We start from the raw sequence: 23,545 nt of genomic DNA on the forward strand, positions 1-23,545 counted from the left end.
TGAGGGATTTTGATGAAGAAAGCGCTTCATGTCATCTCAACGGGAACTCAGTCGCTTGAAGAGTTTGCTGCCATTTCTTCGCTCATTCATTCGCATGTGGATGCGATTCATATACGAGAAAAAAACAAAACAGCAAAAGAGCTGGTGAAATGGATTGAGGCTCTACTTTATGCTGGTGTGCCAGCCAAAAAGATCATTGTAAATGACCGGGTCGATGTAGCCGTTGCCTGCGGGGTAAAAGGAGTACAGCTGGCGTATCATAGCTTATCAGTAAAAGCGGTCAAAGCTCATTTTCCGTCGCTTCTTGTTGGGTGCTCCATTCATTCATTAGAAGAAGGGATCGAAGCGGAGCAGGATGGAGCCGATTATTGTATATATGGACATGTTTTTCCGACAGAATGTAAAGCGGGGATACCGGCAAGAGGAGTCAGTGAGCTGCAGGAAATCGCTGCAACCATTCGCATTCCTGTCATCGCTATTGGCGGGATTCAACCTGATCATGTTTCACAAGTATGGTGCGCAGGTGCTGCCGGAGTAGCTGTGATGTCCGGTGTGTTTTTAGCGAAGGATCCGTTGGCTCAGGTAAAACGTTATGCTATGCAAGCATGTGATCCTGATGCGAAAGGATCGGCATGTAATAAAGGAGAGGGGTAAGGATGGCTCATAATCATTATGATGTTGCGATTATTGGCGGCGGAGTCATTGGTGGTTCGATCGCGTTTCAGTTAGCGAAACGAAATGTACGCACAATCGTACTGGAAAAGGAGCGAATCGCGAGTCAAGCATCCAGTGCGGCTGCAGGGATGCTTGGAGCGCAGTCGGAATTTGCAAGCGATAGCCCGCTGATTTCATTGGCTTTGAAAAGCCGTGCTATGTTTGGACAAGTTGCAGAGGAGCTAAAGCAGCTGACCGGCATCGATATTGGCTATGTGCAAAAAGGCATGCTAAAAGTAGCCGTGACAGAGGAAGAGCAAAAATCGCTTCAAGAACAATATAAGTTTTGGAGGAAGATGGGACAGCCTGTTCAATGGCTGTCCGCTTCGGAGCTGGCAAGTCTGGAACCGAATGTGAACCCAACGCTTAAGGGAGTTATGTACATCGCTGAAGACGGACAAGTAAGCGCCCCGCATCTCTCGCTTGCTTTTGCTAAAGCTTCCATGGCATATGGAGCGCAGTGGCATGAGTTTACGGAAGTCATCGATATAAAAGAGCAGGGAGGTTTATATGAACTCCGCACCAATCAAGGAGTGATTGCAGCAGACGCTGTGGTTGTGGCTGGAGGGGCTTGGTCTGCGTTATTTCTCGAAAAGACGGGTCTTTCGCTTTCCGTTTATCCTGTTAAGGGAGAATGTCTGCTTGTTAAAACAGAAAAGCCGCTTATTCAAGCAACGTTATTTGCTAAAAATGGCTGTTATCTTGTTCCAAAGAGGGGCGGCAGAATATTAATTGGAGCGACTTCCACTCCGCATACCTTTGATCAAAAAGTAACCGTACAAGGAGTCACTCACTTGCTTGAAAAAGCCCAAGAGCTCGTTCCAAGCATTGGCGGAGCCGAGCTGGAGAAATCATGGGCAGGTATCAGACCGCAAACAAAAGATGGCTTGCCTTATATAGGAAAGCACCCTCATTATCAAAATGTCTGGATTGCTTCTGGACATTATCGGAATGGCATTTTATTAAGTCCGCTTACAGGGGTGCTCATCGCGGATCTTGTCGAAGGGAAGGGAAGAGGAGAACTTGATATCACCCCTTTTGCTGTGACAAGACATCACGATGCCATAAGCACAGTGTAGAGGTGAATAAATATGGAATTGTTGATTAATGGAGAAATAGTTCATGTGCCTGACCATGTTCGAACAGTTGCTGATTTACTTGTTCATTTTCAATTAGATCAAAAGATTGTCATCGTTGAAGTGAATGCGGATATTATCGAGAAGCCTAGTTATGCTGAAATATCTTTGTGTCATAGAGATCGCATTGAAATTGTTCATTTTGTAGGAGGCGGATGATGATGTTAAAAATTGGACCATATGAATTTCAATCACGGCTTTTATTAGGGACAGGAAAATACCCGAATTTTTCAATCCAAAAAGAAGCAGTTGAAGTGTCGGGAGCTGAAATTTTAACATTCGCTGTACGGCGGATGAATATTTTTGAGCCCAACCAGCCTAATTTTCTCGAACAGTTAGATTTAACCCAATATAAGCTGCTTCCTAATACAGCAGGTGCGAAAACGGCAGAGGAGGCTGTACGCATTGCCCGATTAGCCAAAGCTTCTGGTCTATGTGATATGATTAAAGTGGAAGTGATCGGTTGCGATAAAACGTTGCTCCCTGATCCGGTAGAAACGCTAAAAGCTGCGGAAAAGCTCTTAGCGGAAGGATTTATTGTACTTCCTTACACATCGGATGATGTCGTGCTGGCAAGACGATTACAAGAGATGGGATGCCATGCGATCATGCCAGGAGCATCCCCAATTGGTTCAGGTCAGGGAATTATTAACCCCCTCAATTTAAGCTTTATTATTGAGCAAGCAACAGTTCCTGTGATCGTAGATGCAGGTATTGGCAGCCCAGCGGATGCGGCGCTTGCTATGGAAATGGGAGCCGATGGCGTCTTATTAAATACAGCTGTTGCTGGCGCAGCAGATCCGGTAAAAATGGCTAAGGCGATGAAGCTGGCCATTGAAGCAGGACGCCTTGGCTACGAATCAGGAAGAATTCCGCGGAAACGGTATGCGACAGCAAGCAGCCCAACGGAAGGAATGAGCGTTGTTTGAATGAACGGTATTCACGCCAACAGTTGTTTGCCCCTATCGGCAAAGAGGGACAGCAAAGGATTTCCACTAAGCATGTCCTGATTGTTGGAGCGGGAGCATTAGGAACAGGAAGTGCCGAGGCGCTTGTAAGGGCAGGCATTGGCCAATTAACGTTGATCGATCGCGACTATGTAGAATGGAGCAATTTGCAGCGCCAGCAATTATATAGTGAGGAGGATGCGAAACAACGTCTTCCGAAGGCGATTGCCGCTAAGCAAAGGCTGGAACGAATTAATTCGGACGTTTCCATTCAAGCGATCATTGGCGATGCCAACGCGGAGGAATTGGAAAGAATAGCAAGCGAGCTTAAACCAGATGTCATCATTGATGCGACCGATAATTTTGAAACGCGCATGACCATTAACGACGTGTCATGCAAATATCGCATTCCTTGGATTTATGGAGCCTGTGTCGGCAGTTATGGATTAAGTTACACGTTTCTCCCTGGAGAGACGCCATGCTTCCAATGCTTGCTTGAAACGCTACCTGCGGGCGGTCCGACATGTGATACAGCCGGAATTATCAGCCCAGCCGTACAAATGGTCGTTGCTTATCAAGTGGCAGAAGCGCTGAAGCTATTAGTCGGAGATAAAAGCTCACTTCGCCGGAAGTTAGTCTCTTTTGATGTTTGGAATAATCAATATGCCGCCATTCGTGTGGATCAAGTGAAAAAGAGCCATTGTCCATCTTGCGGTCAACATCCGACTTATCCCTATTTATCGTATGAAATGCAAACGAAAACGGCCGTATTATGCGGACGGGATTCCGTGCAAATTCGCCCTGCTACAAAGCGCAATTATGATTTGCAGGAGCTGGCGCAATTGTTTTTGCGACAAGGATTGGTTGCGGAAGCTAACCCGTATCTCCTGTCGGTTTCTCTTGGAGACTATCGCTTTGTCATCTTTCAGGATGGGCGTGCGCTCATTCATGGGACGAAAGATATTCAAACAGCCAAAACGATTTATTATCGTTATTTAGGATAACTCGCCCTCTGATTATTCAGAGGGATTTTTTATGCAGGAAAAGCGCTATAATCAGCCGGCTTGAAGGTGAAATAAAGAGAGAAGAGGTCAACTGCGGTGTAGTACAAATGTGTAGCAAAGGTCTGAACCATGCGATTTTCAGTCGCTTTCGTGGCGCTGTGAAGCATTCGGTGATCGGCTAAAGTTTTCCCTTCTTCCTTAGGCTAAAAGATGGTGTTCAAATCAAGGAATAAAAAAGCGCCGGGTCATAGGATTGGTTTGAACCATTTGAATCTGTCAATAAATTGTACGATTTTTATTTCGTTTGTTTCCAAAGAAAGTGCTACCTTATAGGTGGGGGATTTTGTCGATGAATAAGGAGGGGGAAAAAATGGAGGAGCTATCGGTTACGTTAAATATTGCTTCGCTGTTAACATTGATTTTTGTGATTGGCGCTGTGATTTTAGATTCGTAAAGCTGCAGTCATATGACTGCAGCTTTTTGCACTGTTTATGCTATAGGCATTTTGTGAAAAGTTTGATATGATAATACATATAAATAGAATGGATAATAATAACAAGGAAACGGTTTAGGAGTGTGAATATTCTTTGGGAGAATTGCCTCTGAGCCTTCTTATTTCACTTCTTTTATTGGTGGTTTTGTCAGCTTTTTTTTCTTCAGCAGAAGCGGCGTTTTCTTCGATAAATAAAGCGCGCTTTAAGCATGATGCAGACGAGCAGCGGAACGGAAGCAAGCGAGTTCTCTATATTGCAGAGCATTTAGACCATGTGTTAATTACCGTGATTGTAGCGAAATACATTGTCGATATCTCCGCTATCTTGATCGCTGCCAAAATGGCGTTTCCTTTATTAGGAGAAGATGTCGGTCTGTTGGTCAGCGGTATCGCGATGATGTTTCTGTTGTTGATTTTTGGGGAAATATTACCGAAATCGATTGCAAAAGAACACGCTGAATCGGTCGCTTTGAAATATTCAAGTGTGATGTACGTGTTTATCAAAATGCTATTTCCCATCACATTGCTGTTCGCTCGTTTAAAAGGAAAACTGACAAAATGGTTGACACATGGCATCGTAGGTCCGTCTGTAACAGAAGAAGAGATTAAAGAAATGATTGATTTAAGCGAAGAAGAAGGGATTATCGATAATAAAGAAAAGGAACTTGTCCATCGTTCGCTTGATTTTAATGATATTTTAGTTGGCGAAATTTTTACGCCCCGCATTGATATGGTCGCTGTCGAGGTCAGCATGCCGATCGAAAAAATCCGCGATATATTTTTAGAGGAGCGGTATTCGCGCATTCCTGTGTACGAGGAAGATATTGACCATGTGATCGGTATCCTGTCCGAAAGCGATTTTTTTAGCCAGCTTGTTCAGCAAAGGGATGTGAATATTCGCGAACTGCTGCGAAAGCCTCTCTTTGTTGTGGAATCAATGAAAATTTCCGATTTGCTGCCGGCTTTACAGAAAAGTAAAGTGCATATGGCCATTGTTGTGGATGAATTCGGGGGAACAGCTGGTCTGATTACATTGGAAGATATTATTGAACAGATTGTTGGAGAAATATGGGATGAACATGACGAGGCGGTAAAAAATGTTCATAAAATTGATGAATACAGTTATGAGTTAAATGCCGAGTTGCCGCTTGATGAGTTTTGTGAACTGATGGAGATTGATGAGCCGGAAAGCTTATCTCATACACTGGGCGGATGGATATTCGAAATGTTTGAGCGCGTTCCAAACGTCGGAGAAACGCTCCAATATGGCCCTCTTACGTTAACGGTTCGTCAAGTGGAAAACCGAAGAATCCGCAAGGTACTTGTTTCATTAAATGAACCGATTGCTGAAAATGCGTAATGGAGTAAGTTGTAGACAAAGTCCAATTGGACTTTGTCTACAACTATTTTAGGCATAATCAAGAAGGTCGAGAAAGCGCTTGGCAACAGTCTGAAAAGAGTGATGAACACTCTTTTTTTATTGGCAGCTATAATAAATAGATCATCAACATTTGTAATATAAATTACTGATTTATTCTAAAAAGAAAGCCTTTGTTATGCGTTCCGAAGGCAGTCTGCTAGCTTCTCTTCCTCATCATCAGCTTGTCAAAAAACAATGGATTTGACAACTTCTTTTATTTCTTTTATGATGACATATGTTATAAAGCCAATAGGAATAATGGGGGTTCATCAATGAAAAAACTGTTTACTATGTGCTCTTTATTGCTCATTAGTGCTGCGTTGCTGTTAAGCGGATGCGGCAATCAGGAAGCGAATAATGGAGCGAAAAATAATGGAGCAAAAAATTCAACGGATTTATTGACAAAAATAAAGGAAGCCGGAGAGCTTCGCATCGGTACAGAAGGAACGTATCCGCCATTCACCTTCCATGGCAAAAATGGGGAATTAACAGGTTTTGATGTAGAGGTTGCGAAAGAGGTGGCCAAGCGTCTGGGTGTGAAACCAGTGTTTATGGAAACGCAATGGGATGCGATGTTTGCCGGGTTAGATGCGAAGCGGTTTGATATGATCGCCAACCAAGTGGGCATTCGGTCAGACCGGCAAGAGAAATACGATTTCTCTATTCCGTATACGACATCAGCTGCTGTTTTACTGATTCATAAGGATAACAACAACGTGAAAAAGTTTGAGGACATCAAAGGATTAAAATCCGCCCAATCCATGACAAGCAATTTTGCCGACTTGGCACGTTCATACGGCGCGGAAATAGTCGGAGTGGAAGGCTTTAATCAGGCAGTGGAATTGTTAAGCTCAAAAAGGGTAGATGTTACGATTAATGATAGATTGTCTGTGCTTGATTACTTAAAACAAAAGCCGAATGCGCCGATTAAAGTTGTCGCTACACATAAAGATGCTTCGCAAAGCGGTCTCATGTTCCGAAAAGGAAATGATTCATTGGTGGAAGCTGTTAACCAAGCTTTACAAGATATGATGAAGGACGGAACATACGCAAAAATTTCAGAGAAATGGTTTGGTCAAGATGTATCTAAGTTATCTAAATAACATAATGATGGATCATGATCGTTTGGAGCGGCTTGCATCAATCGCTCAAAGCTCCCTTCTCCCTCTAGTGAAGGGAGCTTTATATAATACGATTCCGTTAACGATTATTACATTTTTTATCGGATTGTTATTAGCGATTCTTACGGCGCTTGCCCGCATTTCCGGCATCAAGCTGCTTCATGGAATGGCCAGAGTATATGTATCGGCTATTCGCGGAACTCCTTTGCTCGTTCAGCTGTTTATCATTTTTTACGGCTTACCGAATTTAGGGGTCACCATTGATCCTTTTCCGGCAGCTGTCATTGGGTTCTCATTAAATGTCGGTGCTTATGCTTCTGAAATTATTCGTGCGGCGATTTTATCGATTCCAAAGGGACAGTGGGAAGCTGCTTATTCGATTGGCATGAGCTATGGACAAGTCTTGCGGCGTGTGATTTTTCCACAAGCGGCCCGCGTCTCGATCCCGCCTCTCTCGAATACGTTTGTGAGCTTAGTGAAAGATACATCGCTTGCCTCCTTAATTCTTGTAACAGAAATGTTTCGAAAAGCGCAAGAAATTGCCTCGACTAACTACGAGTTTTTGCTGGTGTATACGGAAGCAGGCTTGATTTATTGGGTCATATGCTTTGGATTATCGATCATTCAAGATCGGATCGAAAGACGTTTGAATCGTTACATTGCTCGATAAGGAGATAAGAAATGATGATTTCTGTACAAGGCTTATATAAGCAGTTTGGCGAAGTTGAGGTGCTAAAAGGAATCGATCTGAAGATTCAAAAGGGGAAGGTTGTTGTTATTATCGGACCTTCTGGATCTGGAAAAACCACCTTGCTGCGTTGCCTCAATGTGCTAGAAAAACCTGATAAGGGCAAGATTAGGATCGGAGAAAAGGAGCTTGATTTTGCTAAATCCGTTGCCAAGCAGGAGATTCATGCTTTCCGGCGGTTGACGGGAATGGTTTTTCAAAACTATCAGCTGTTTCCTCATATGACGGCGCTTGAGAATGTAATGGAAGGACCGGTAACGGTGAAAAAGGAAGCGAAAGCACAAGCGCGCCAAAAAGCCATGGACTTACTGAAAAAGGTAGGATTGGTTCAGCAAGCGGATCAATATCCATTTCAATTATCGGGAGGGCAGCAGCAGCGGGTTGGCATCGCTCGGGCACTTGCGATGGAGCCGGAAGTCATGCTTTTTGATGAGCCGACGTCAGCGCTCGATCCTGAACTGGTGGGAGAAGTGCTAAAGGTGATGAAAGATTTGGCCGCCGAAGGGATGACAATGGTTGTTGTAACGCATGAAATGCGGTTTGCAAAAGAAGTAGCAGATGAAATTATTTTTATGGATCATGGACGCATTGTTGAGCAGGGAAAACCGGAACAATTATTTATAAACCCTCAACATGAACGAACCAAACAGTTTTTGCGGCTTATCGAATAATGAGAAAGCCCCAAGCGATTCATTGCTCGGGGCTTTTTGCCATGTATATGCAGTTTTATCGAGTATACTGGCCACCAAGTTGTTGTTGTGCCATAGCAACTAAACGTTTTGTAATTTCTCCACCAACAGAACCGTTCGCACGAGAAGTTGTTTCAGCTCCAAGATTTACACCAAATTCTTGTGCGATTTCGTATTTCATTTGATCAATCGCTTGTTGAGCACCAGAAACTAGTACTTGATTAGAGTTGTTGTTACGAGCCATGTTAAATCATCTCCTTATTAATTTAAGTATTTAAATGGTGGGTTGGCTGGATTTGCACCAGCGCCGCATGCTGTTGATGCATGCTGCCCAACTTGGCGAACCCCAATGTAGTGAATGTGAAAGTAGTACTAGTAGTTTGAAACATTTTTTTATTATTATTCTTCATTCATTCTTAGTAATTTTTGGTATTTTTACACTTGTATCAATTCAGCTTGAAATATCACCGCACATTCACGTGACGAAGATTCGGAAAAACGCCGCTTTCACAGACCTATTGATGGCTCTGTAAAGCGGCGTTTTTCCATTGATCCGGCTGTCAAAAAAACAGACTCAGACGCTGGATCTATATAAATGTGAAAATGTCAAGTTGACCAAAAAACATTTATCATCATGGTGCCAATTCCAATCGACTGATTGCTGCTTCTTGTGCTATGTATATATGATGAATGGACAGAATTTGTAAAAAAACACGGGTTTGTGCTCGTTTTGCTGATGCCATGAATTATGCTCTGTTCACATAGAGGAGAAATATAGAGATCAAAGTGATATCGATCATTGTTGCGTTCAATGGCTAACTAGCAGCACGAGTACATCTATCTATGCTTATTTGGGAATATTGAGAAGAGGTAGCTTTTCAACAGGAGGATGCACAGATGAATATTTGTCCGCTTTGCAATGGATTAAGAGAACGAATCTTTTTTTGTTCCCACTGTGGGACAGATTTGGAGGATCACGGTAAAATAACAGACTACTTTGATGATTATAGCCCATATATGGAGATTGATACGATGAAAAAAGTGGATGGATATCCAATGACGTTGAAACATCATGAATGTGTTCATTTGTTTTATTGTCCTCAATGTCGAATAGAGGAGGTCCGTTTTATAAAAGAGTGACATCTGCTTCATGAAGAGGGCAGACTGATAATCAACATTTGAATTCTGTACCACTGTCCTTGTTTGTCAAGCGCAGTGCATGAATGGATGATGCGTAAAAAGACGGAAGACAAAGTTTATGTGGGCTTTGTCTTCCGTCTGACTATATGATGAGGAATGGTTTCAATAGCTGGAGACAAGTGACGGGCTTGCCTTGGATATTTGGCCTGTTTCTCATGACCGCAACTGAGCCGCTTCATTCATCATGCGATTGGGCTGAAACATTTGACGGCTAAAAGACCGCTTAAATTCCCTATTGATGCGGCAGATATTGAAGGGCATTATTCATTGCTGGACCGTATGCGTTGTTCCGTTTCAGTATCAAAGAAATGGGCTTTATTCATATCGAGGGCCAGCTCGATTTGTTCGCCTGGTTTAATTTCTGTACGAGCGTCGATGCGAGCAACGATCTCCTGGCCGTTGATTTGCGAATAAACCATCGTTTCAGCACCGAGCAATTCCGCCACCTCGACGTTTGCGATTATTTTCGTAGTTGGTGAAGCTTCAATAAACACAGGCTCGTCATGGAAATCTTCTGGGCGAACGCCTAAGATGACCTCTTTATTTACATATCCTTGTTCGCGCAGCATTTTCATTTTTCCTTCAGGAATGCCGATCGTGACGGAACCGGTTACGAATTGGCCATCTTCCAGTGTTCCTCGTAAAAAGTTCATAGCCGGCGATCCGATAAAGCCGCCGACAAAAATGTTTTCCGGCTTTTCATATACTTCTTTTGGCGTGCCTACTTGCTGAATGACGCCATCCTTCATGACAACAAGGCGGGTAGCCATCGTCATGGCTTCAGTTTGATCGTGTGTTACATAAATGGTAGTTGTTTCTAGGCGTTGGTGCAATTTTGCAATTTCTGAGCGCATTTGCACCCGAAGCTTAGCATCAAGGTTAGAAAGCGGCTCGTCCATTAAAAACACCTTGGCATCGCGGACAATGGCGCGCCCTAAGGCAACGCGCTGGCGCTGACCACCGGATAGAGCCTTTGGTTTGCGATCAAGATATTGTTCCAGTCCAAGAATGCGGGCAGCCTCGCGAACACGACGGTCAATTTCTGCTTTTGGGAATTTGCGCAATTTTAATCCGAATGCCATATTGTCATAAACGCTCATATGCGGATAGAGCGCATAGTTCTGAAACACCATGGCAATATCGCGATCTTTTGGAGCTACGTCATTCATGCGCTTGCCGTCAATATATAAATCGCCTTTTGAAATTTCCTCAAGGCCAGCAATCATCCGAAGCGTTGTCGATTTTCCGCATCCTGATGGGCCAACGAAGACAATAAATTCTTTTTCTTGGATATGGAGATTAAAATCCTTTACAGCCGTTACGTTATTATCGTAGATTTTGTAAATATGCTCTAAACGAAGCTCAGCCATTTGAATCCCTCCGCGAAATCGTTTTCACTTTTTCTTCATCATACGGAAAATAGCGGAAGGCGTAAATGGACAATGTGCACAAAAAATAGCGAAGATTTTAGGCAGCGTGATGAATTAGTGATTCTTTATGGATTCAGTTGCTAAGATGGCTAAATAAACAGCGACCGCGCCTTTAAAATGTTTAATATCGATTCCTGTTTTTTCGATAAATTTATCGAGGCGGTACTGCAGGCTGTTGCGGTGCATATAAAGTTTTTTGGCAGCCGATGAAACATTTAAATTGCATTGAAAAAATACTTTGATGGTTTCGAGCAATTCATCATCAATGCTATGAACGATGGAGCGGAGATGTTGAATGGTTTCCGAATCTGGATGATGATGAATCAATGCGATCGGCAATATATCTTCAATCGTATAAACGGTTTGTGTTTGAATGTATGTTTTAGCCCAGTGGAAATATTGTTTTTCAAGGCGAAAATGGCGATAAAGCTCATGATGATTTGGATGTGTTTGGCCAATGAATACATGGAGCGTTACATAAAAATCACTTGAAAGGGTATCGATCATCTCAAGAAACGGAAGATGCTTTTCCACCTGGCTGAGTCGCTTTTCTATAATCACTCCCCCATATTCATTTTCCCAAATAATCATAAATGTTTCATCAAGCAAACCGGCTATTGCTTCGTGGAAGTCCGCTTGATCTATTGCAGTTTGTTTGGTTTGAAAGTGAATAAAGCGGTAATAAGGAGAGTGGTTATCAAGAAGGCGAAGCGGTGTATCATCTCCTTGGATAACAAAACAATGCCAAGCGAATTCCTCTTTTGTCAGTAGCCGCTGATTCTGGAGCATAGGGATAAAGAAGATGGACAACAGCTGTTTTTCCCGCTCGGTCAGTGCTTTTTTTAAAATACCGATTCGATCTCCTTGTTTTGTATAAAACCATTCATATTTATCCATTTGTTCTGTTTGTTCATTGATGAGCAGCGCATCTTTAAAATGAGCTTTTAATTGTTCGAGCATTGTGCGCCTTCCTTTCTTTGTCATAGTTTTAACTTTTGGATGGAGCCTATTGTTTTTTGACGGACCTATGGCGGAACAATGGACCATTTCACAGTCGAATGAATGGAAGTGATGGTGCTTCAGTCTTTGGATAATGAAGCAGGCTTATCTGATCGTCGAGACTCCGGAGAAAATCTATTTTAGTTGCCAGTTGAACTGATATCGCGGTGTTAGGGAAATGATAAAATCCCTCAGCTATGGTGGTCATATTCTGATTTTATCTTGGCCCGATTCCTTATTTTCGCCGTCAGTCTTCTATTGTTTATTATACAAAAAAACCGATTTTCCCTGTAAAAAGGAAAATCGGCATCTGCTTTTAGCTTATTTCATGTGGCGGTTCTTCTTCTATTAGCTCATGTGCTTCTTCAATATTTGTTGCTTCATGGCGCGCATGTACGTAACCTCCTGCCATTCCTTCATTAATCATGCGATCAATGTCCATGTAATATTTATCGCGTCCTTCGTGACAGGAATCTTTTTGATGCTTGTGATCCATCTTCCCACCCTCCTTTGCTTGTTAAGTTTATTTTGTCATATATAAACTCCTTCATTCATATATATGAAGGCAAATGGACAAGCATAGTAGGAGGGAAAATATGTTGGATATGCTAGAACAAGCGATTCGCGCTACATTTGTGACATGGCAATTAGCGGAGCAATTGTTAGAGAAACTATGTGATGAACAATGGCAGTCATGGCTGACTTCATATATCGCGAAAGAACAAAAACAGCATGAAATATGGAAATATTTATTTATGGTATCAAGAGGAATTCCGTATGAAAGAGCCTTAAATGATAAAGGTCAAGCTGTGCAGCACGTTGAAGAAATGGTGGCAGCTTTGTTTTTTCATGAGATAGAAAAAAACATGCTGTATTATCGCATGTACACTCAGCTCGCGAAAGCACCGAAATATGCGGCAGAGCAAGCGCTAACGCATTCATTGGAACATAGCCGTTGTTTTTTTCAGTGGATGCAGAAAGAGAGAGAACAAGCACAGCTTATATAAATCTGGTGCAAGAAATGATCGACCATCTTTTCCTCCGTTGTCACATATTTGCGCTTTCACCGAACAAACGATATAATGAGACATTAGGCAAATAAGTAAACATCAGAGCGGAGGAAGGAAGATGGAAACCGTTTTGTATGTGCTGTTTATGGTTGCTGCTGGTGCGATTATCGGAGGAGTCACTAACGCGCTAGCGATAAAAATGCTATTTCGTCCGTATAAGCCGATTTATGTCTATGGAAAACGCCTTCCTTTTACACCAGGGTTAATCCCAAAGCGGCGTGAAGAACTGGCGCATCAGTTAGGGAAAATGGTAGTAGAGCATCTGTTGACAGCGGAAGGAATTCGCCGCAAGTTGATGGAGGCTGAACTGATAGACGGTGTGATTCAATGGGGACAACAGTTGGCCGATCGTTGGCTGAGCAGCGAGCAAACAGTGGACGGGCTGCTTCGCCAGCTTGGCATGAGAGCCCCGAAAGAATGGATTGATGCCAAAATAGCACAATGGCTCGAAGATACGTATGAAAGCTCACTAGCTCCTTTAAGAAATAAAAGGATTTATGATGTCCTGCCAGCTGAGGTGCGCGTTCAAGTAGAGAAAAGGGTAAGTGCTTTTGCTGATTATATCGCAGATCGGGCGCTCAGCTATTTTCAAAGTGAGGATGGAAAACAACGGATTGCCCAAATGATTGACGAATTTTTTATTGGTCGCGGCATGTTGGGAAACATGCTGCAAATGTTTCTAGGTAATGTAAATCTTGTTGACAAAGTCCAGCCAGAAGTGATTAAATTTCTTAAACATCAAGGGACAAGACAAATGCTAGCCCAGCTTTTATTGGATGAGTGGCACAAATGGTCCGCCGCTTCTGTTGCAGAGGCGGAAGCTTTTATTGGGAAAGAACGGATTCAGCAGTCGCTGCGCAATTGGGTGATAAAAGCCATTCATCAAAATGAAATATGGGAGAAAAAAGTAGCAGATCTTGCAGCTATGTATCGTGAGCCTATTATCAATGAATGGATTCCAAAGTCAATAGAGAAAGCGCGGCAATGGATTATTGGTCAAGTAGAAGCGCTTATCGAACGCTTGCAAGTCGCTGATATTGTTCGTAAAGAAGTGGAAAAATTTCCTGTTGAACGTCTTGAGCAAATGATTCTGTTAATTTCACAGCGCGAATTTAAGATGATTACGTATTTAGGAGCGCTCTTGGGAGGAATCATCGGAATCTTTCAAGCGATTGTCGGATTGTGGTTTTAGCAGGTCGCGTTAATATTAGGAAGAAGCAAAAAAGCTGACGTTAAGCCCTATCAGTTTGTTTTTTAGCAAATGAATGGAATCCCCAACAGTAGTGATATGTTTTCATTTTCTTGCCATCCATTCGGCAAGGGATCGGACGCCCCACTCATTCATCCGTTATATATGGGCTGAGGAGCTCGCTTGATCACTTGGTGTCATATTGTTTTTTAGGAGCGCATATGTTTAGGAATAACCGTAATTTTTATCTTTAGGAGGCTATTTTATGTCCAATTCATTGTATACACTGGCTCAACAATTAGAGCAGGCGATTCGCACGAGCGAGGATTTCCAGCAGCTCAAGCGGGCGTATGAAGCGGTGCGTCGCGATGAAACTGCCTATCGCATGTTTAATCATTTCCGGCAATTGCAGCTGCAGCTACACGAAAAGCAGTTTACGGGAGCGGCCATTTCTCCAGAAGAAGTGGAACAAGCACAAAAAGCAATGGCGCTGACACAGCAAAATGAAAAATTATCAACTCTTATGGCGCTTGAACAGCGCATGAGCATGACAATTGCCGACATGAACCAAATCATCATGAAACCGCTTGAAGAATTATATCGCTCATTTGCTGAATAAGGGAGAACACTCAATTGAGTGTTCTTTTTTTATCCTACTTGTCATAGCTATGTGATAGGCAAGTGTGACAACATGAAAAGGGGGAAGCTGCTTTGTCTTATAAATTACTTGCTCTTAATATCGATGGGACGATTTTAAAACAGAATGGGCGTCTGCAAAAGGAGACAAAGGAAGCAGTGGAATTTGTCAAACGAAAAGGAGTATATGTGACATTAATGACCGGGCGAAATTTGCTATCAGCGCGAAAAATAGCGAAATCGTTAAAATTAAATACGATGATTATCACGTTTCAAGGAGCGATCATCGGAAAATCGTTAAATGAGAAATTATATGAGGCGACCATTCCAGAGGAACGGACATTTAATATTGTGCAAATTTTGGAAAATTATTCATGCAATGTTCGGCTCATGCATGAACGATACTCGCTTGGAAATCGTAAAAAGGTTCAGAAGCAATTGGTGGTAAAAACCGTGCTGTCTTCTGGAGATCCGTTTTTTTATCCAACTCAATTTGTTGATTCGCTAAGTGATGTTCTGCGCGATGATCCAATTGCTGTTCCTAAAATTGACGTATATTTTGCCAATGAAAAAGAGAAAAAAGAGGTGACTTCTCTTCTAGGACAGGAATTTCCAACGGTTGATATGATTGAACATCCGAATGGAAAAGTAGAAATTGTGCCAAGCGGTGTCTCCAAGCTAGATGGACTCAAAAGACTTGGGGATGTTTTAGGAATTTCATTAAAAGAAATGGTTGTCATTGGTGATGGAATCGATGACATTCAAGCCATTGAAGCGGCGGGATTAGGAGTGGCAATGGGAAATGCGCCTGCTGAGGTCAAAAAGGCAGCGGACTGGATTACGCGTTCTAACGAACAGCTCGGGGTTGCTTACATGATTAAAGAGCATTTTCGCAAGCAGCAGCGTCCAGAGTTTTTGCATAAATTGAAAATGAAGCGATGAAAGGGGGCTGAGATGAAATCTCAGCCTTTTATGATGTTCGGAAATAATCGTCACTTGACGAGCATAAACGGCCTTCTGTACACTTAAATAAGTTTGACGTAGAAAGGTGATATCATTGCGCATTCAAATTTACGGATTACATGCCTTGGAACAAATTAAGCGCCCGCTTGAAGTGATAACAGGATTATTTTTTGAAGAATATGAGTTATTATTTGAACCAGCTTCTTCCGCTGCTGATATAGTTGCCACCTTTTCGCTGCATGGAGAAGAAATGGGCATCGTGAACGGGATGCTCATTGAAACGGCCAGCGGGCATGAATGGAAGCATGATTATCAAACAGATTTGCGTTTGTGCCACGACGAGAAAGCGCGGCTGAAACAATGGAAACAGGCGGTTTTTCATGTTTATCTAACACTTTTTCAAGAATATACGGGAATGATTCAGCAATGGGGAATTTTAACCGGAGTGCGCCCGATTAAGCTGCTGCACCAAAAATTGCGGTCAGGTCTGTCACAAACGGAAGCGCATCGCCAGCTTCGAGAAGATTATTTAATAACCGAAGAAAAAATTCAGCTGATGCAAAAAATTGTGGATCGGCAACTAACCGTTGTCCCCGATTTATATGACCTTGCCCATGAAGTAAGCATTTATATCGGCATCCCATTCTGTCCGACAAAGTGTGCGTATTGCACGTTTCCAGCCTATGCGATTAATGGACGCCAAGGCTCGGTTGATGCCTTTTTAGCTGGTCTCCATTATGAGATAAAAGAAGTCGGACAGTTTTTAAAGGAGCGCGGCGTCAATATTACGACCATTTATTACGGCGGCGGTACTCCAACCAGTATAACTGCTGAAGAAATGGATCGATTATACGAGCAGATGTATCAATCGTTCCCAAATATGGAACGCGTCCGAGAAATAACAGTAGAAGCAGGACGACCGGATACGATCACTCCGGAAAAGCTGGAGGTGCTTAAAAAGTGGAACATCGACCGCATCAGCATCAACCCGCAATCCTATATTCAGGAAACGCTGAGAGCGATCGGCCGGCATCATACGGTTGAAGAGACGGTGGAAAAATTTCATTTGGCGCGCCAGATGGGGATGAACAACATTAACATGGATTTAATTATCGGTCTTCCGGGAGAAGGAATCGAACAGTTTAACTACACACTTGCGCAAACAGAAAAGCTGCTGCCTGAGTCATTGACGGTCCATACTTTGTCGTTTAAACGGGCGTCAGAAATGACAAAAAACAAAGAAAAATACAGAGTGGCCGACCGTGAAGAGATTCAGACGATGATGAAAAACGCCGAAGCATGGACAAAGCGTCATGGCTATGTACCTTATTATTTGTACCGCCAGAAAAATATTCTCGGTAATCTAGAAAATGTAGGGTATGCGCTTCCGGGACAAGAAAGCCTTTATAACATTATGATTATGGAAGAGCAACAATCGATTATCGGTCTCGGATGTGGGGCATCAAGCAAATTTGTCCACCCGAAAACGCGAGCGATTACCCGTTTTGCTAATCCGAAAGAACCGAAAGTATATAATGAAAACTTTGTACACTATACAGAGGAAAAACTGAAAATGATGGACGAGTTGTTTCGTTAAACGTTCTGCGTAAATATGGCGGAAAGCGGGCATCCGTTAAAATCGGAAACCCGCTTTTTGTTTATATTTGCGACTGTGGGGCAAGAACCGTCCGCTTGCGGCCCGGACACACACTTCAAAACAAACGTATCGTTCGCCCGCGCGATTTGTTAAAACGGGAATATAGGATCGGCCCAGCTGTCGAACCATAACATGAACGCGTCATGGCGGACGGTGACGATTCACGTCAAATAAACACGATGGACAGTGGTATGAAACGGAAAAAACCCCGAATGTTTCGGGGTTTTTGTCATTAACGATGAAACAAAATCAATTTTCCGCTTGAGGTCGTGCAACGATGCGTTTTATCGTAACAGTTATGTTCACGCAGCTTTTGCTCGCCGATTTTTTTAGCTTCTTCTTCATTGTCTGCTTCAAATGTTTCGTTTAATAGGGTCTCTCCATTTTTATCAAAAGCAGTTAAAGTAAATGTCGGCACGATCGCTCCTCCTTTGCTGAATAATGAATGAACATTAAATATTTTGCTGTTTTTTGAAAATTTCCTTCTCAAATGTGAAACTTTTCGATAACATAAAACGTGTAATATAATGTGGAAATTTTATCTTTTATTTCAAAATTGGGGGAAGTAGCGATGAGCTTACGACTCGAGCAGGTAACGAAACGTTTTGGAAATGTGACTGCGGTTGATCACCTTACGTTAAGTATTCCGGAAGGAGAGATGTTTGGATTTCTTGGCGCAAATGGAGCGGGTAAAACAACGACATTCCGCATGATTTTAGGATTGCTTGAGCCAACGTCGGGAGCGGTCCAATGGAACGATGAAGCCATTACATACGCTAAAAGCCATTTAATTGGGTATTTGCCGGAGGAACGAGGCCTGTATCCAAAATTAAAAGTGAGGGAACAGCTCATTTATTTAGGAAGGCTGCGAGGCCTTGATAAGCAAACGATCATTCAAGAAATGGAAAAATGGCTCGACCGTTTTAAAGTGCCTGAATATGCGGAAAAAAGAGTAGAAGAATTGTCAAAGGGAAATCAGCAAAAAATTCAATTTATTGCTGCGGTTTTGCATCAACCGAAGCTGTTAATTTTGGACGAACCGTTCAGCGGCCTTGATCCTGTGAATGTGGAGCTGTTGAAAGAGGCGGTGCTTGATTTAAAAAATAATGGCACTACTATCGTATTTTCAAGCCACCGCATGGAGCATGTGGAGGAGTTGTGTGAATATTTGTGTATTATGCATCGCGGCAAGCCGGTAGTCCACGGGGCGCTGAGAGAGATTAAGCGATCCTTTGGCAAAAAAAATATTATTATTCATGCTGATTTTCCGCTTGATGAGCTGCGCCATTTTCCGGGAGTCATGAAAGCAAAGCAAACAGCGGAAGGAATTCATCTGCAGGTAGAAAATGAAGACGTTTCCCAACACATCCTGGCCCATATTGCCGACAAAGGGTTTATTCGGAAATTTGCTTTAGAGGAACCTTCTTTGAATGACATTTTTATTGAAAAAGTAGGTGCGGCATATGAATAAATTTTGGATTGTCCTATGGCATACGTATATCACAAAACTGAAATCGAAATCGTTTATTATTACGACTGCGATTACCTCTTTGCTCATTCTTGGAGTGACGAATATCACCCACATTATTGACTTTTTTAACAAAAATGAAAAGAAAACGATTGCGGTGATGGATCAAACGGAGGAGATGTATAAGCCGTTGAAGGCGCAGCTTGAAAAAAGAGGCGACAAAAAGATCAGCCTGGAATTCTTTCAAGGATCGGAGAAAGCGGCGAAGCAAAAGGTAGAGAGCGGTCAATGGGAAGCTTTTTTAAAAATTGCTTATGATGATAAGCAGTTGCCTGAAGCGGTATATTATGCGAAGACGGTTGCCGATAGCGATACATCCGATCAAGTAAAAGAAGCGCTTCAGCAAATCAAAACGGCGATGGCGACGGCTAAAATCGGCTTAAAGCAGGAGCAAATAACGCAGCTGTATGAGCCGGTGTCGTTCCAAAAAATCGCGTTGGAGGAAAACGCGAAAACGGAAGAGGAATTAAATCAAGCAAGAGGACTTGTTTATGTTTTAGTGTTTGCCATGTATATGTTCGTGCTTATGTATGGATCGATGATCGCTTCAGAGGTCTCGACCGAGAAATCATCACGTATTATGGAAATTCTGATTTCCAGCGTTCCTCCCGTTCAGCAAATGTTCGGTAAAATTATTGGAGTGGCTCTCCTCAGTTTGACACAGTTTTTGGTTTTATTTGCGATTGGTTTTAGCTCCTTGAAAAGCAGTGGAAAAGAGCTATTGCAGCTTTTAGGCTTTGAACATCTTCCGGTTTCGACGCTCGTTTATGCTGTCGTCCTTTTCCTGCTCGGTTACTTTTTATATGCCACGTTATTTGCCGTTCTTGGCTCTATGGTCAGCCGTGCGGAAGAAGTGCAGCAGGTCGTTATGCCGGTCACCATGCTCGTCATTGCCGCTTTTTTAATTGCGATGTTTGGCTTGAATGCTCCTGAAACTTCGTTTATTACGGTGACTTCCTTTATCCCGTTTTTTACACCGATGATTATGCTTCTGCGGATCGGCATGCTGAATATCCCTTTCTGGGAAGTAGCGCTGAGCCTTGTGTTGTTAATCGGAACGATTGTGTTGTTTGCTTTTTTAGGATCGAAAATTTATCGTGGCGGCGTTTTAATGTATGGGAAATCGACTTCGCTTAAAGATATGAAAAAAGCGCTTGAGCTAACGAAGAAATAAGATCTTGCTTTAAGCAAGGTCTTATTTTTTGCCTAAGCTGGATATGGTATACTAGACGATAGGCAAATACGGAAACGGAGGAGAATGGCTTGGCAAAAGGGATTATTCATTACGAAGTCGGAGAACAAGTCGATGTTTATTTGTTGATAAAATCTGTTGCCAAAGGGATCGCAAGTAACGGGAAGCCGTTTTTAACTCTTATTTTGCAAGATAAAACAGGCGAAATTGAGGCAAAGCTATGGGACGCTTCATCAGAAGATGAAAATGTGTATGTGCCGGAAAGCATTGTCAAAGTATTCGGAGATATTAGCAATTATCGGGGGCGTACACAGCTTAAAATTCGCAATATTCGTCCGGCCAATCAAGCGGACCCGGTACGGATCGCCGATTTTCTTGAAGTTGCGCCAATGAAGCGGGACGAAATGATGGAGAAGCTCACACAGTATATTTTTGAAATGAAAAATCCGAATATCCAGCGCATTACGAGGCATTTGCTCAAAAAATATGAAAGCAAATTTTTGGAGTATCCGGCAGCCACGAAAAACCATCATGAATTTATTTCCGGTCTTGCCTATCATGTTGTTTCGATGCTTGATTTGGCAAAAGCGATCGCTCGCCTTTATCCGTCGCTGGATCGGGATCTTTTATACGCGGGAGTCATTTTGCACGACCTTGGTAAAGTGATTGAATTATCAGGGCCTATTTCTACGACCTATACGCTTGAAGGAAACTTACTTGGACATATTTCGATTATGGTAGGCGAAATTGGCAAGGCGGCTGAGCATCTTGGAATTGCTGGCGAGGAAGTCGTCATTCTGCAGCATATGGTGCTGAGCCACCACGGAAAAGCAGAGTGGGGGAGTCCGAAGCCGCCAATGGTGAAAGAGGCAGAGATTCTTCATTATATTGATAATTTAGATGCGAAAATGAATATGATTGATCGCGCATTGGAAAAAGTGAAGCCCGGAGAGTTTACCGAACGGATTTTTGCGTTGGACAACCGTTCATTTTATAAGCCGACATTTCAAAAATAACAGAACGGAAGCAGATCGCTTCTGTTTTTTTGCATAAAAACGATCGTTGGATCATATAGTGGAAATAAGACAAGCTGAGTAGATAGGGGGGAAGAATGTGCTATCTTTGCCATGGTGGATTTATATTGTCATTTCTGGAATTATTTTTAGCGGGTACATGACGGTGAGAACGGCGGCTAAAGAGAGAGAAATCGATGAAGCCTTCATTGAAAAAGAAGGAGAAATTTATATGCAGCGCATTCGAGAGGAAAAAATGCGCCGGCAGCAGCAATCCTTGTGATAGGCACAAGGATTTTATTTTTTATCCGTAGCGTCTTGATGTGCCAACATCAACATTTGGTCCATATAAGCGGATGGCGCTCCGATATGTCGGCGATCAAGAGATGGGGATTTACAAATAGCGATCACTCATATTTATAACAGCACAAGGACCATTCGTAAATCGATTGTATCTGATCCCAAAAGTTATTTTTTAGAATTTCCAAAAAATAAGCTTTATTTTTTTAGGTTTCATGTTAGGATAATAAATAACTGTTATTCAGTAAAGAAATAAAGTAGGGGGAATCTAGCAGATGAAAAGGGCATACAACTTTAATGCAGGTCCATCAGCGCTTCCGCTTGCTGTATTGCAGCGTGCACAGCAGGAACTGCTTGATTTTCGCGGCACCGGCATGTCGGTGATGGAATTAAGCCATCGCAGCAAAGAGTATGATGAGGTCCATAATCGGGCAAAGCAATTATTAAAAGAGCTTATGAATATTCCCGATACGCATGATGTGCTCTTTTTGCAAGGAGGAGCAAGCTTGCAGTTTTCGATGGTGCCCATGAATTTTCTGACAGATGGCCGAGTGGGCAATTATGTGCTAACGGGGGCTTGGTCGGAAAAAGCGTTGAAAGAAGCGAAAAAAGTAGGAGAGACGCATATTGCCGCATCGAGTAAAGAAGAGAATTACGCGTACATTCCAGCGAATGAAAGCATTCAGCTTTCCGAAGAGGCCGCTTATTTACATATCACATCCAACAATACGATTTTTGGAACGCAATGGAACGAGTTTCCGGATGCGGATACCGATTTAATTGCCGACATGTCGAGCGATATTTTAAGCCGAGAGATCGATGTGGCGAAATTTGCCCTCATTTATGCCGGAGCGCAAAAAAATTTAGGGCCGTCCGGTGTGACAGTAGCGATTATCCGCACTGATTTGCTTGAAAGAATTCCAGAAAATCTGCCGACCATGCTTGATTACCGCACATATAGCACAAGTAATTCTTTATATAATACGCCGCCGACCTTTGCGATTTATATGCTCTCGCTCGTGCTTGAATGGGTCAAAGAGCAGGGAGGAGTGGGAGTGATTGAAAAACGCAACCAAGAAAAAGCAGGGGTTATTTATGCCGCAATTGATGAAAGCGATGGGTTTTATGCGCCGCACGCGAAAAAAGACAGCCGCTCTTTAATGAATATTACGTTTACATTGCCAAACGAGGAAGTAACAAAAAGATTTTTGGCTGAAGCAAAAGAACGCGGATTTGTTGGATTGGCGGGACATCGTTCTGTTGGCGGCTGCCGCGCTTCTGTTTATAATGCGGTTCCTTTGGAAGCATGTGAAGCGTTAGCGCAATTTATGAAGGAGTTCCCAAAATATTTTGGTTAAAAATTTTTCTTCACTTTTATGCGATAAAGTAGTATAATGTAAAAAATCTTGTAATAGGCAAAAGGTACTAGAGAAGAGAAGGTTAGAAAAGCTGAGATGAGGAGAGATGAGAAAATGAAAGCAAAAGTTTTAGTTTCTCTTGCACTGTTTGTGGGGATTGGTGCGGTGCTGCACAGTGCAATTCCTGGATTCTTTTTTGGTATGAAGCCAGATATGATGCTGCTGATGATGTTTTTGGGCATTTTGTTGTTTCCTGATAAAAAGTCAGTCGGTCTGCTGGGAATGGCAACCGGCATCATTTCTGGGATTACGACAAGCTTTCCAGGGGGGCTATTGCCCAATCTGCTTGATAAACCAACGACAGCCTTTATATTTTTGGCTTTGTTGCTTATGATGAAAAAATATGGACAAACAACGAAGGGGGCCGCTGTTTTAACAGCGATAGGAACGATCGTTTCTGGCACGATTTTTTTGACAGTTGCTCTACTTGTTGTCGGCCTGCCTGGAGGTGCTGCTTTTTCAAGCTTGTTCGTTACGGTTGTGTTGCCAACAGCCTTGATTAACACCCTTGCTATTCTATTCGTATATCCGCTTGTATCGTCCATTTTTAAGCGGACGAATATGGCGGCACAACCGTAAAACAACAAAACCCGATCGCTCCAGGTCGGGTTTTGCTATAAAAAGTGCTGCAGCGACCAGGCCAGCAAAAAAGAAAAAACAGCGACAAGTATATATAAA

General features: G+C 42.7%; 26 protein-coding genes. 21 read left to right on the top strand and 5 right to left on the bottom strand.

What is annotated here, in order from left to right; genetic code table 11:
- Nucleotides 1–12: 12 nt before the first annotated feature.
- From tenI to GRQ40_RS03615, 9 genes are all read left to right on the top strand, one after another.
- On the top strand, nucleotides 13–654 hold the full coding sequence (tenI, locus tag GRQ40_RS03575) for a thiazole tautomerase TenI (protein ID WP_159719377.1): 642 nt from the start codon (nucleotides 13–15) through the stop codon (nucleotides 652–654).
- A gap of 2 nt (nucleotides 655–656) precedes the next feature.
- Nucleotides 657–1,793 carry a glycine oxidase ThiO gene (thiO, locus tag GRQ40_RS03580; RefSeq protein ID WP_159719378.1) on the top strand — a complete coding sequence of 379 codons (1,137 nt, stop codon included), beginning with the start codon at nucleotides 657–659 and terminating at the stop codon, nucleotides 1,791–1,793.
- Between the two features lie 12 nt (nucleotides 1,794–1,805).
- Nucleotides 1,806–2,009 carry a sulfur carrier protein ThiS gene (thiS, locus tag GRQ40_RS03585; protein ID WP_159719379.1) on the top strand — a complete coding sequence of 68 codons (204 nt, stop codon included), beginning with the start codon at nucleotides 1,806–1,808 and terminating at the stop codon, nucleotides 2,007–2,009.
- 2 nt (nucleotides 2,010–2,011) lie between these two features.
- Nucleotides 2,012–2,779, top strand: a complete 768-nt coding sequence (locus GRQ40_RS03590; protein ID WP_066148367.1) for a thiazole synthase — start codon at nucleotides 2,012–2,014, stop codon at nucleotides 2,777–2,779.
- Nucleotides 2,776–3,801 (top strand): thiazole biosynthesis adenylyltransferase ThiF, encoded by a 1,026-nt coding sequence (locus GRQ40_RS03595; RefSeq protein WP_066148031.1) that lies wholly within the window; start codon nucleotides 2,776–2,778, stop codon nucleotides 3,799–3,801. Before GRQ40_RS03590 ends, GRQ40_RS03595 begins: the two co-directional genes overlap by 4 nt.
- Nucleotides 3,802–4,388: 587 nt before the next feature.
- The gene (locus GRQ40_RS03600) at nucleotides 4,389–5,654 is read left to right on the top strand and encodes a hemolysin family protein (protein WP_159719380.1); all 1,266 of its coding nucleotides are present in this window, start codon (nucleotides 4,389–4,391) and stop codon (nucleotides 5,652–5,654) included.
- 332 nt (nucleotides 5,655–5,986) lie between these two features.
- Nucleotides 5,987–6,817: an amino acid ABC transporter substrate-binding protein gene (locus tag GRQ40_RS03605; RefSeq protein WP_159719381.1), complete on the top strand. Its 831-nt coding sequence runs from the start codon at nucleotides 5,987–5,989 to the stop codon at nucleotides 6,815–6,817.
- On the top strand, nucleotides 6,795–7,505 hold the full coding sequence (locus GRQ40_RS03610) for an amino acid ABC transporter permease (RefSeq protein ID WP_044745618.1): 711 nt from the start codon (nucleotides 6,795–6,797) through the stop codon (nucleotides 7,503–7,505). Before GRQ40_RS03605 ends, GRQ40_RS03610 begins: the two co-directional genes overlap by 23 nt.
- A 14-nt stretch (nucleotides 7,506–7,519) precedes the next feature.
- Nucleotides 7,520–8,254 (top strand): amino acid ABC transporter ATP-binding protein, encoded by a 735-nt coding sequence (locus GRQ40_RS03615; protein WP_044745761.1) that lies wholly within the window; start codon nucleotides 7,520–7,522, stop codon nucleotides 8,252–8,254.
- Nucleotides 8,255–8,309: 55 nt separating this feature from the next.
- Here the strand turns inward: GRQ40_RS03615 and GRQ40_RS03620 are convergent, their stop codons facing one another.
- The gene (locus GRQ40_RS03620) at nucleotides 8,310–8,516 is read right to left on the bottom strand and encodes an alpha/beta-type small acid-soluble spore protein (RefSeq protein ID WP_044745619.1); all 207 of its coding nucleotides are present in this window, start codon (nucleotides 8,514–8,516) and stop codon (nucleotides 8,310–8,312) included.
- Between the two features lie 653 nt (nucleotides 8,517–9,169).
- Between GRQ40_RS03620 and GRQ40_RS03625 the strand changes: the two genes are divergently transcribed.
- A complete protein-coding gene (locus GRQ40_RS03625) occupies nucleotides 9,170–9,412 on the top strand; it encodes a hypothetical protein (protein ID WP_066148042.1) in 243 nt (80 codons plus the stop codon).
- A gap of 320 nt (nucleotides 9,413–9,732) precedes the next feature.
- Here the strand turns inward: GRQ40_RS03625 and GRQ40_RS03630 are convergent, their stop codons facing one another.
- The 3 genes from GRQ40_RS03630 to GRQ40_RS03640 all read right to left on the bottom strand — a co-directional run bounded on the left by GRQ40_RS03630 (nucleotide 9,733) and on the right by GRQ40_RS03640 (nucleotide 12,397).
- Nucleotides 9,733–10,842, bottom strand: a complete 1,110-nt coding sequence (locus GRQ40_RS03630) for an ABC transporter ATP-binding protein (protein ID WP_159719382.1) — start codon at nucleotides 10,840–10,842, stop codon at nucleotides 9,733–9,735.
- Nucleotides 10,843–10,956: 114 nt separating this feature from the next.
- The gene (locus GRQ40_RS03635; protein WP_159719383.1) at nucleotides 10,957–11,862 is read right to left on the bottom strand and encodes a PucR family transcriptional regulator; all 906 of its coding nucleotides are present in this window, start codon (nucleotides 11,860–11,862) and stop codon (nucleotides 10,957–10,959) included.
- A 355-nt stretch (nucleotides 11,863–12,217) separates the two neighbouring features.
- The gene (locus tag GRQ40_RS03640) at nucleotides 12,218–12,397 is read right to left on the bottom strand and encodes a hypothetical protein (RefSeq protein ID WP_044745623.1); all 180 of its coding nucleotides are present in this window, start codon (nucleotides 12,395–12,397) and stop codon (nucleotides 12,218–12,220) included.
- Between the two features lie 100 nt (nucleotides 12,398–12,497).
- Here GRQ40_RS03640 and GRQ40_RS03645 point away from each other — a divergent pair, with 100 nt between their 5' ends.
- The 5 genes from GRQ40_RS03645 (at nucleotide 12,498) to GRQ40_RS03665 (ending at nucleotide 17,356) form a co-directional block, all read left to right on the top strand.
- Complete coding sequence (locus tag GRQ40_RS03645) at nucleotides 12,498–12,908, top strand: hypothetical protein (RefSeq protein ID WP_044745624.1); 411 nt, start codon at nucleotides 12,498–12,500, stop codon at nucleotides 12,906–12,908.
- Between the two features lie 121 nt (nucleotides 12,909–13,029).
- Nucleotides 13,030–14,163, top strand: a complete 1,134-nt coding sequence (locus GRQ40_RS03650) for a DUF445 domain-containing protein (RefSeq protein WP_159719384.1) — start codon at nucleotides 13,030–13,032, stop codon at nucleotides 14,161–14,163.
- A gap of 262 nt (nucleotides 14,164–14,425) precedes the next feature.
- Nucleotides 14,426–14,779 (top strand): YlbF/YmcA family competence regulator, encoded by a 354-nt coding sequence (locus tag GRQ40_RS03655; protein ID WP_044745626.1) that lies wholly within the window; start codon nucleotides 14,426–14,428, stop codon nucleotides 14,777–14,779.
- A 92-nt stretch (nucleotides 14,780–14,871) separates the two neighbouring features.
- On the top strand, nucleotides 14,872–15,738 hold the full coding sequence (locus GRQ40_RS03660) for a Cof-type HAD-IIB family hydrolase (protein ID WP_066148056.1): 867 nt from the start codon (nucleotides 14,872–14,874) through the stop codon (nucleotides 15,736–15,738).
- A 106-nt stretch (nucleotides 15,739–15,844) separates the two neighbouring features.
- Nucleotides 15,845–17,356, top strand: coding sequence for a coproporphyrinogen III oxidase (locus GRQ40_RS03665; RefSeq protein WP_236546393.1), 1,512 nt, complete (start codon nucleotides 15,845–15,847; stop codon nucleotides 17,354–17,356).
- Nucleotides 17,357–17,648: 292 nt separating this feature from the next.
- Here the strand turns inward: GRQ40_RS03665 and GRQ40_RS03670 are convergent, their stop codons facing one another.
- The gene (locus GRQ40_RS03670) at nucleotides 17,649–17,834 is read right to left on the bottom strand and encodes a YhzD family protein (protein ID WP_066148059.1); all 186 of its coding nucleotides are present in this window, start codon (nucleotides 17,832–17,834) and stop codon (nucleotides 17,649–17,651) included.
- 153 nt (nucleotides 17,835–17,987) lie between these two features.
- Here GRQ40_RS03670 and GRQ40_RS03675 point away from each other — a divergent pair, with 153 nt between their 5' ends.
- The 6 genes from GRQ40_RS03675 (at nucleotide 17,988) to GRQ40_RS03700 (ending at nucleotide 23,446) form a co-directional block, all read left to right on the top strand.
- Nucleotides 17,988–18,887: an ABC transporter ATP-binding protein gene (locus GRQ40_RS03675; protein WP_159719385.1), complete on the top strand. Its 900-nt coding sequence runs from the start codon at nucleotides 17,988–17,990 to the stop codon at nucleotides 18,885–18,887.
- Nucleotides 18,880–20,118 carry an ABC transporter permease gene (locus GRQ40_RS03680; RefSeq protein ID WP_159719386.1) on the top strand — a complete coding sequence of 413 codons (1,239 nt, stop codon included), beginning with the start codon at nucleotides 18,880–18,882 and terminating at the stop codon, nucleotides 20,116–20,118. Before GRQ40_RS03675 ends, GRQ40_RS03680 begins: the two co-directional genes overlap by 8 nt.
- Before the next feature lie 89 nt (nucleotides 20,119–20,207).
- On the top strand, nucleotides 20,208–21,152 hold the full coding sequence (yhaM, locus tag GRQ40_RS03685) for a 3'-5' exoribonuclease YhaM (protein ID WP_066148064.1): 945 nt from the start codon (nucleotides 20,208–20,210) through the stop codon (nucleotides 21,150–21,152).
- Between the two features lie 97 nt (nucleotides 21,153–21,249).
- Entirely contained in the window at nucleotides 21,250–21,432 is a 183-nt protein-coding gene (locus GRQ40_RS03690; protein ID WP_159719387.1) for a sporulation YhaL family protein, read from the top strand.
- 292 nt (nucleotides 21,433–21,724) lie between these two features.
- Complete coding sequence (gene serC / locus GRQ40_RS03695; protein ID WP_066148067.1) at nucleotides 21,725–22,807, top strand: 3-phosphoserine/phosphohydroxythreonine transaminase; 1,083 nt, start codon at nucleotides 21,725–21,727, stop codon at nucleotides 22,805–22,807.
- Nucleotides 22,808–22,921: 114 nt separating this feature from the next.
- Nucleotides 22,922–23,446: a tryptophan transporter gene (locus GRQ40_RS03700; protein ID WP_066148070.1), complete on the top strand. Its 525-nt coding sequence runs from the start codon at nucleotides 22,922–22,924 to the stop codon at nucleotides 23,444–23,446.
- Nucleotides 23,447–23,545: the final 99 nt, after the last annotated feature.

The organism is Anoxybacillus sp. PDR2, assembly GCF_009834045.1.
GTDB classification, from domain to species: domain Bacteria; phylum Bacillota; class Bacilli; order Bacillales; family Anoxybacillaceae; genus Anoxybacteroides; species Anoxybacteroides rupiense.

Coding starts and splice junctions, on each gene's coding strand:
- GRQ40_RS03635 (WP_159719383.1), bottom strand. CDS start 11,862: ATGCTCGAACAATTAAAAGCTCATTTTAAAGATGCGCTGCTCATCAAT.
- GRQ40_RS03700 (WP_066148070.1), top strand. CDS start 22,922: ATGAAAGCAAAAGTTTTAGTTTCTCTTGCACTGTTTGTGGGGATTGGT.
- GRQ40_RS03630 (WP_159719382.1), bottom strand. CDS start 10,842: ATGGCTGAGCTTCGTTTAGAGCATATTTACAAAATCTACGATAATAAC.
- GRQ40_RS03590 (WP_066148367.1), top strand. CDS start 2,012: ATGTTAAAAATTGGACCATATGAATTTCAATCACGGCTTTTATTAGGG.
- GRQ40_RS03605 (WP_159719381.1), top strand. CDS start 5,987: ATGAAAAAACTGTTTACTATGTGCTCTTTATTGCTCATTAGTGCTGCG.
- GRQ40_RS03680 (WP_159719386.1), top strand. CDS start 18,880: ATGAATAAATTTTGGATTGTCCTATGGCATACGTATATCACAAAACTG.
- GRQ40_RS03650 (WP_159719384.1), top strand. CDS start 13,030: ATGGAAACCGTTTTGTATGTGCTGTTTATGGTTGCTGCTGGTGCGATT.
- serC (WP_066148067.1), top strand. CDS start 21,725: ATGAAAAGGGCATACAACTTTAATGCAGGTCCATCAGCGCTTCCGCTT.
- GRQ40_RS03610 (WP_044745618.1), top strand. CDS start 6,795: ATGTATCTAAGTTATCTAAATAACATAATGATGGATCATGATCGTTTG.
- GRQ40_RS03645 (WP_044745624.1), top strand. CDS start 12,498: ATGTTGGATATGCTAGAACAAGCGATTCGCGCTACATTTGTGACATGG.
- GRQ40_RS03625 (WP_066148042.1), top strand. CDS start 9,170: ATGAATATTTGTCCGCTTTGCAATGGATTAAGAGAACGAATCTTTTTT.
- GRQ40_RS03640 (WP_044745623.1), bottom strand. CDS start 12,397: ATGGATCACAAGCATCAAAAAGATTCCTGTCACGAAGGACGCGATAAA.
- tenI (WP_159719377.1), top strand. CDS start 13: ATGAAGAAAGCGCTTCATGTCATCTCAACGGGAACTCAGTCGCTTGAA.
- thiO (WP_159719378.1), top strand. CDS start 657: ATGGCTCATAATCATTATGATGTTGCGATTATTGGCGGCGGAGTCATT.
- GRQ40_RS03620 (WP_044745619.1), bottom strand. CDS start 8,516: ATGGCTCGTAACAACAACTCTAATCAAGTACTAGTTTCTGGTGCTCAA.
- GRQ40_RS03615 (WP_044745761.1), top strand. CDS start 7,520: ATGATTTCTGTACAAGGCTTATATAAGCAGTTTGGCGAAGTTGAGGTG.
- GRQ40_RS03655 (WP_044745626.1), top strand. CDS start 14,426: ATGTCCAATTCATTGTATACACTGGCTCAACAATTAGAGCAGGCGATT.
- GRQ40_RS03675 (WP_159719385.1), top strand. CDS start 17,988: ATGAGCTTACGACTCGAGCAGGTAACGAAACGTTTTGGAAATGTGACT.
- thiS (WP_159719379.1), top strand. CDS start 1,806: ATGGAATTGTTGATTAATGGAGAAATAGTTCATGTGCCTGACCATGTT.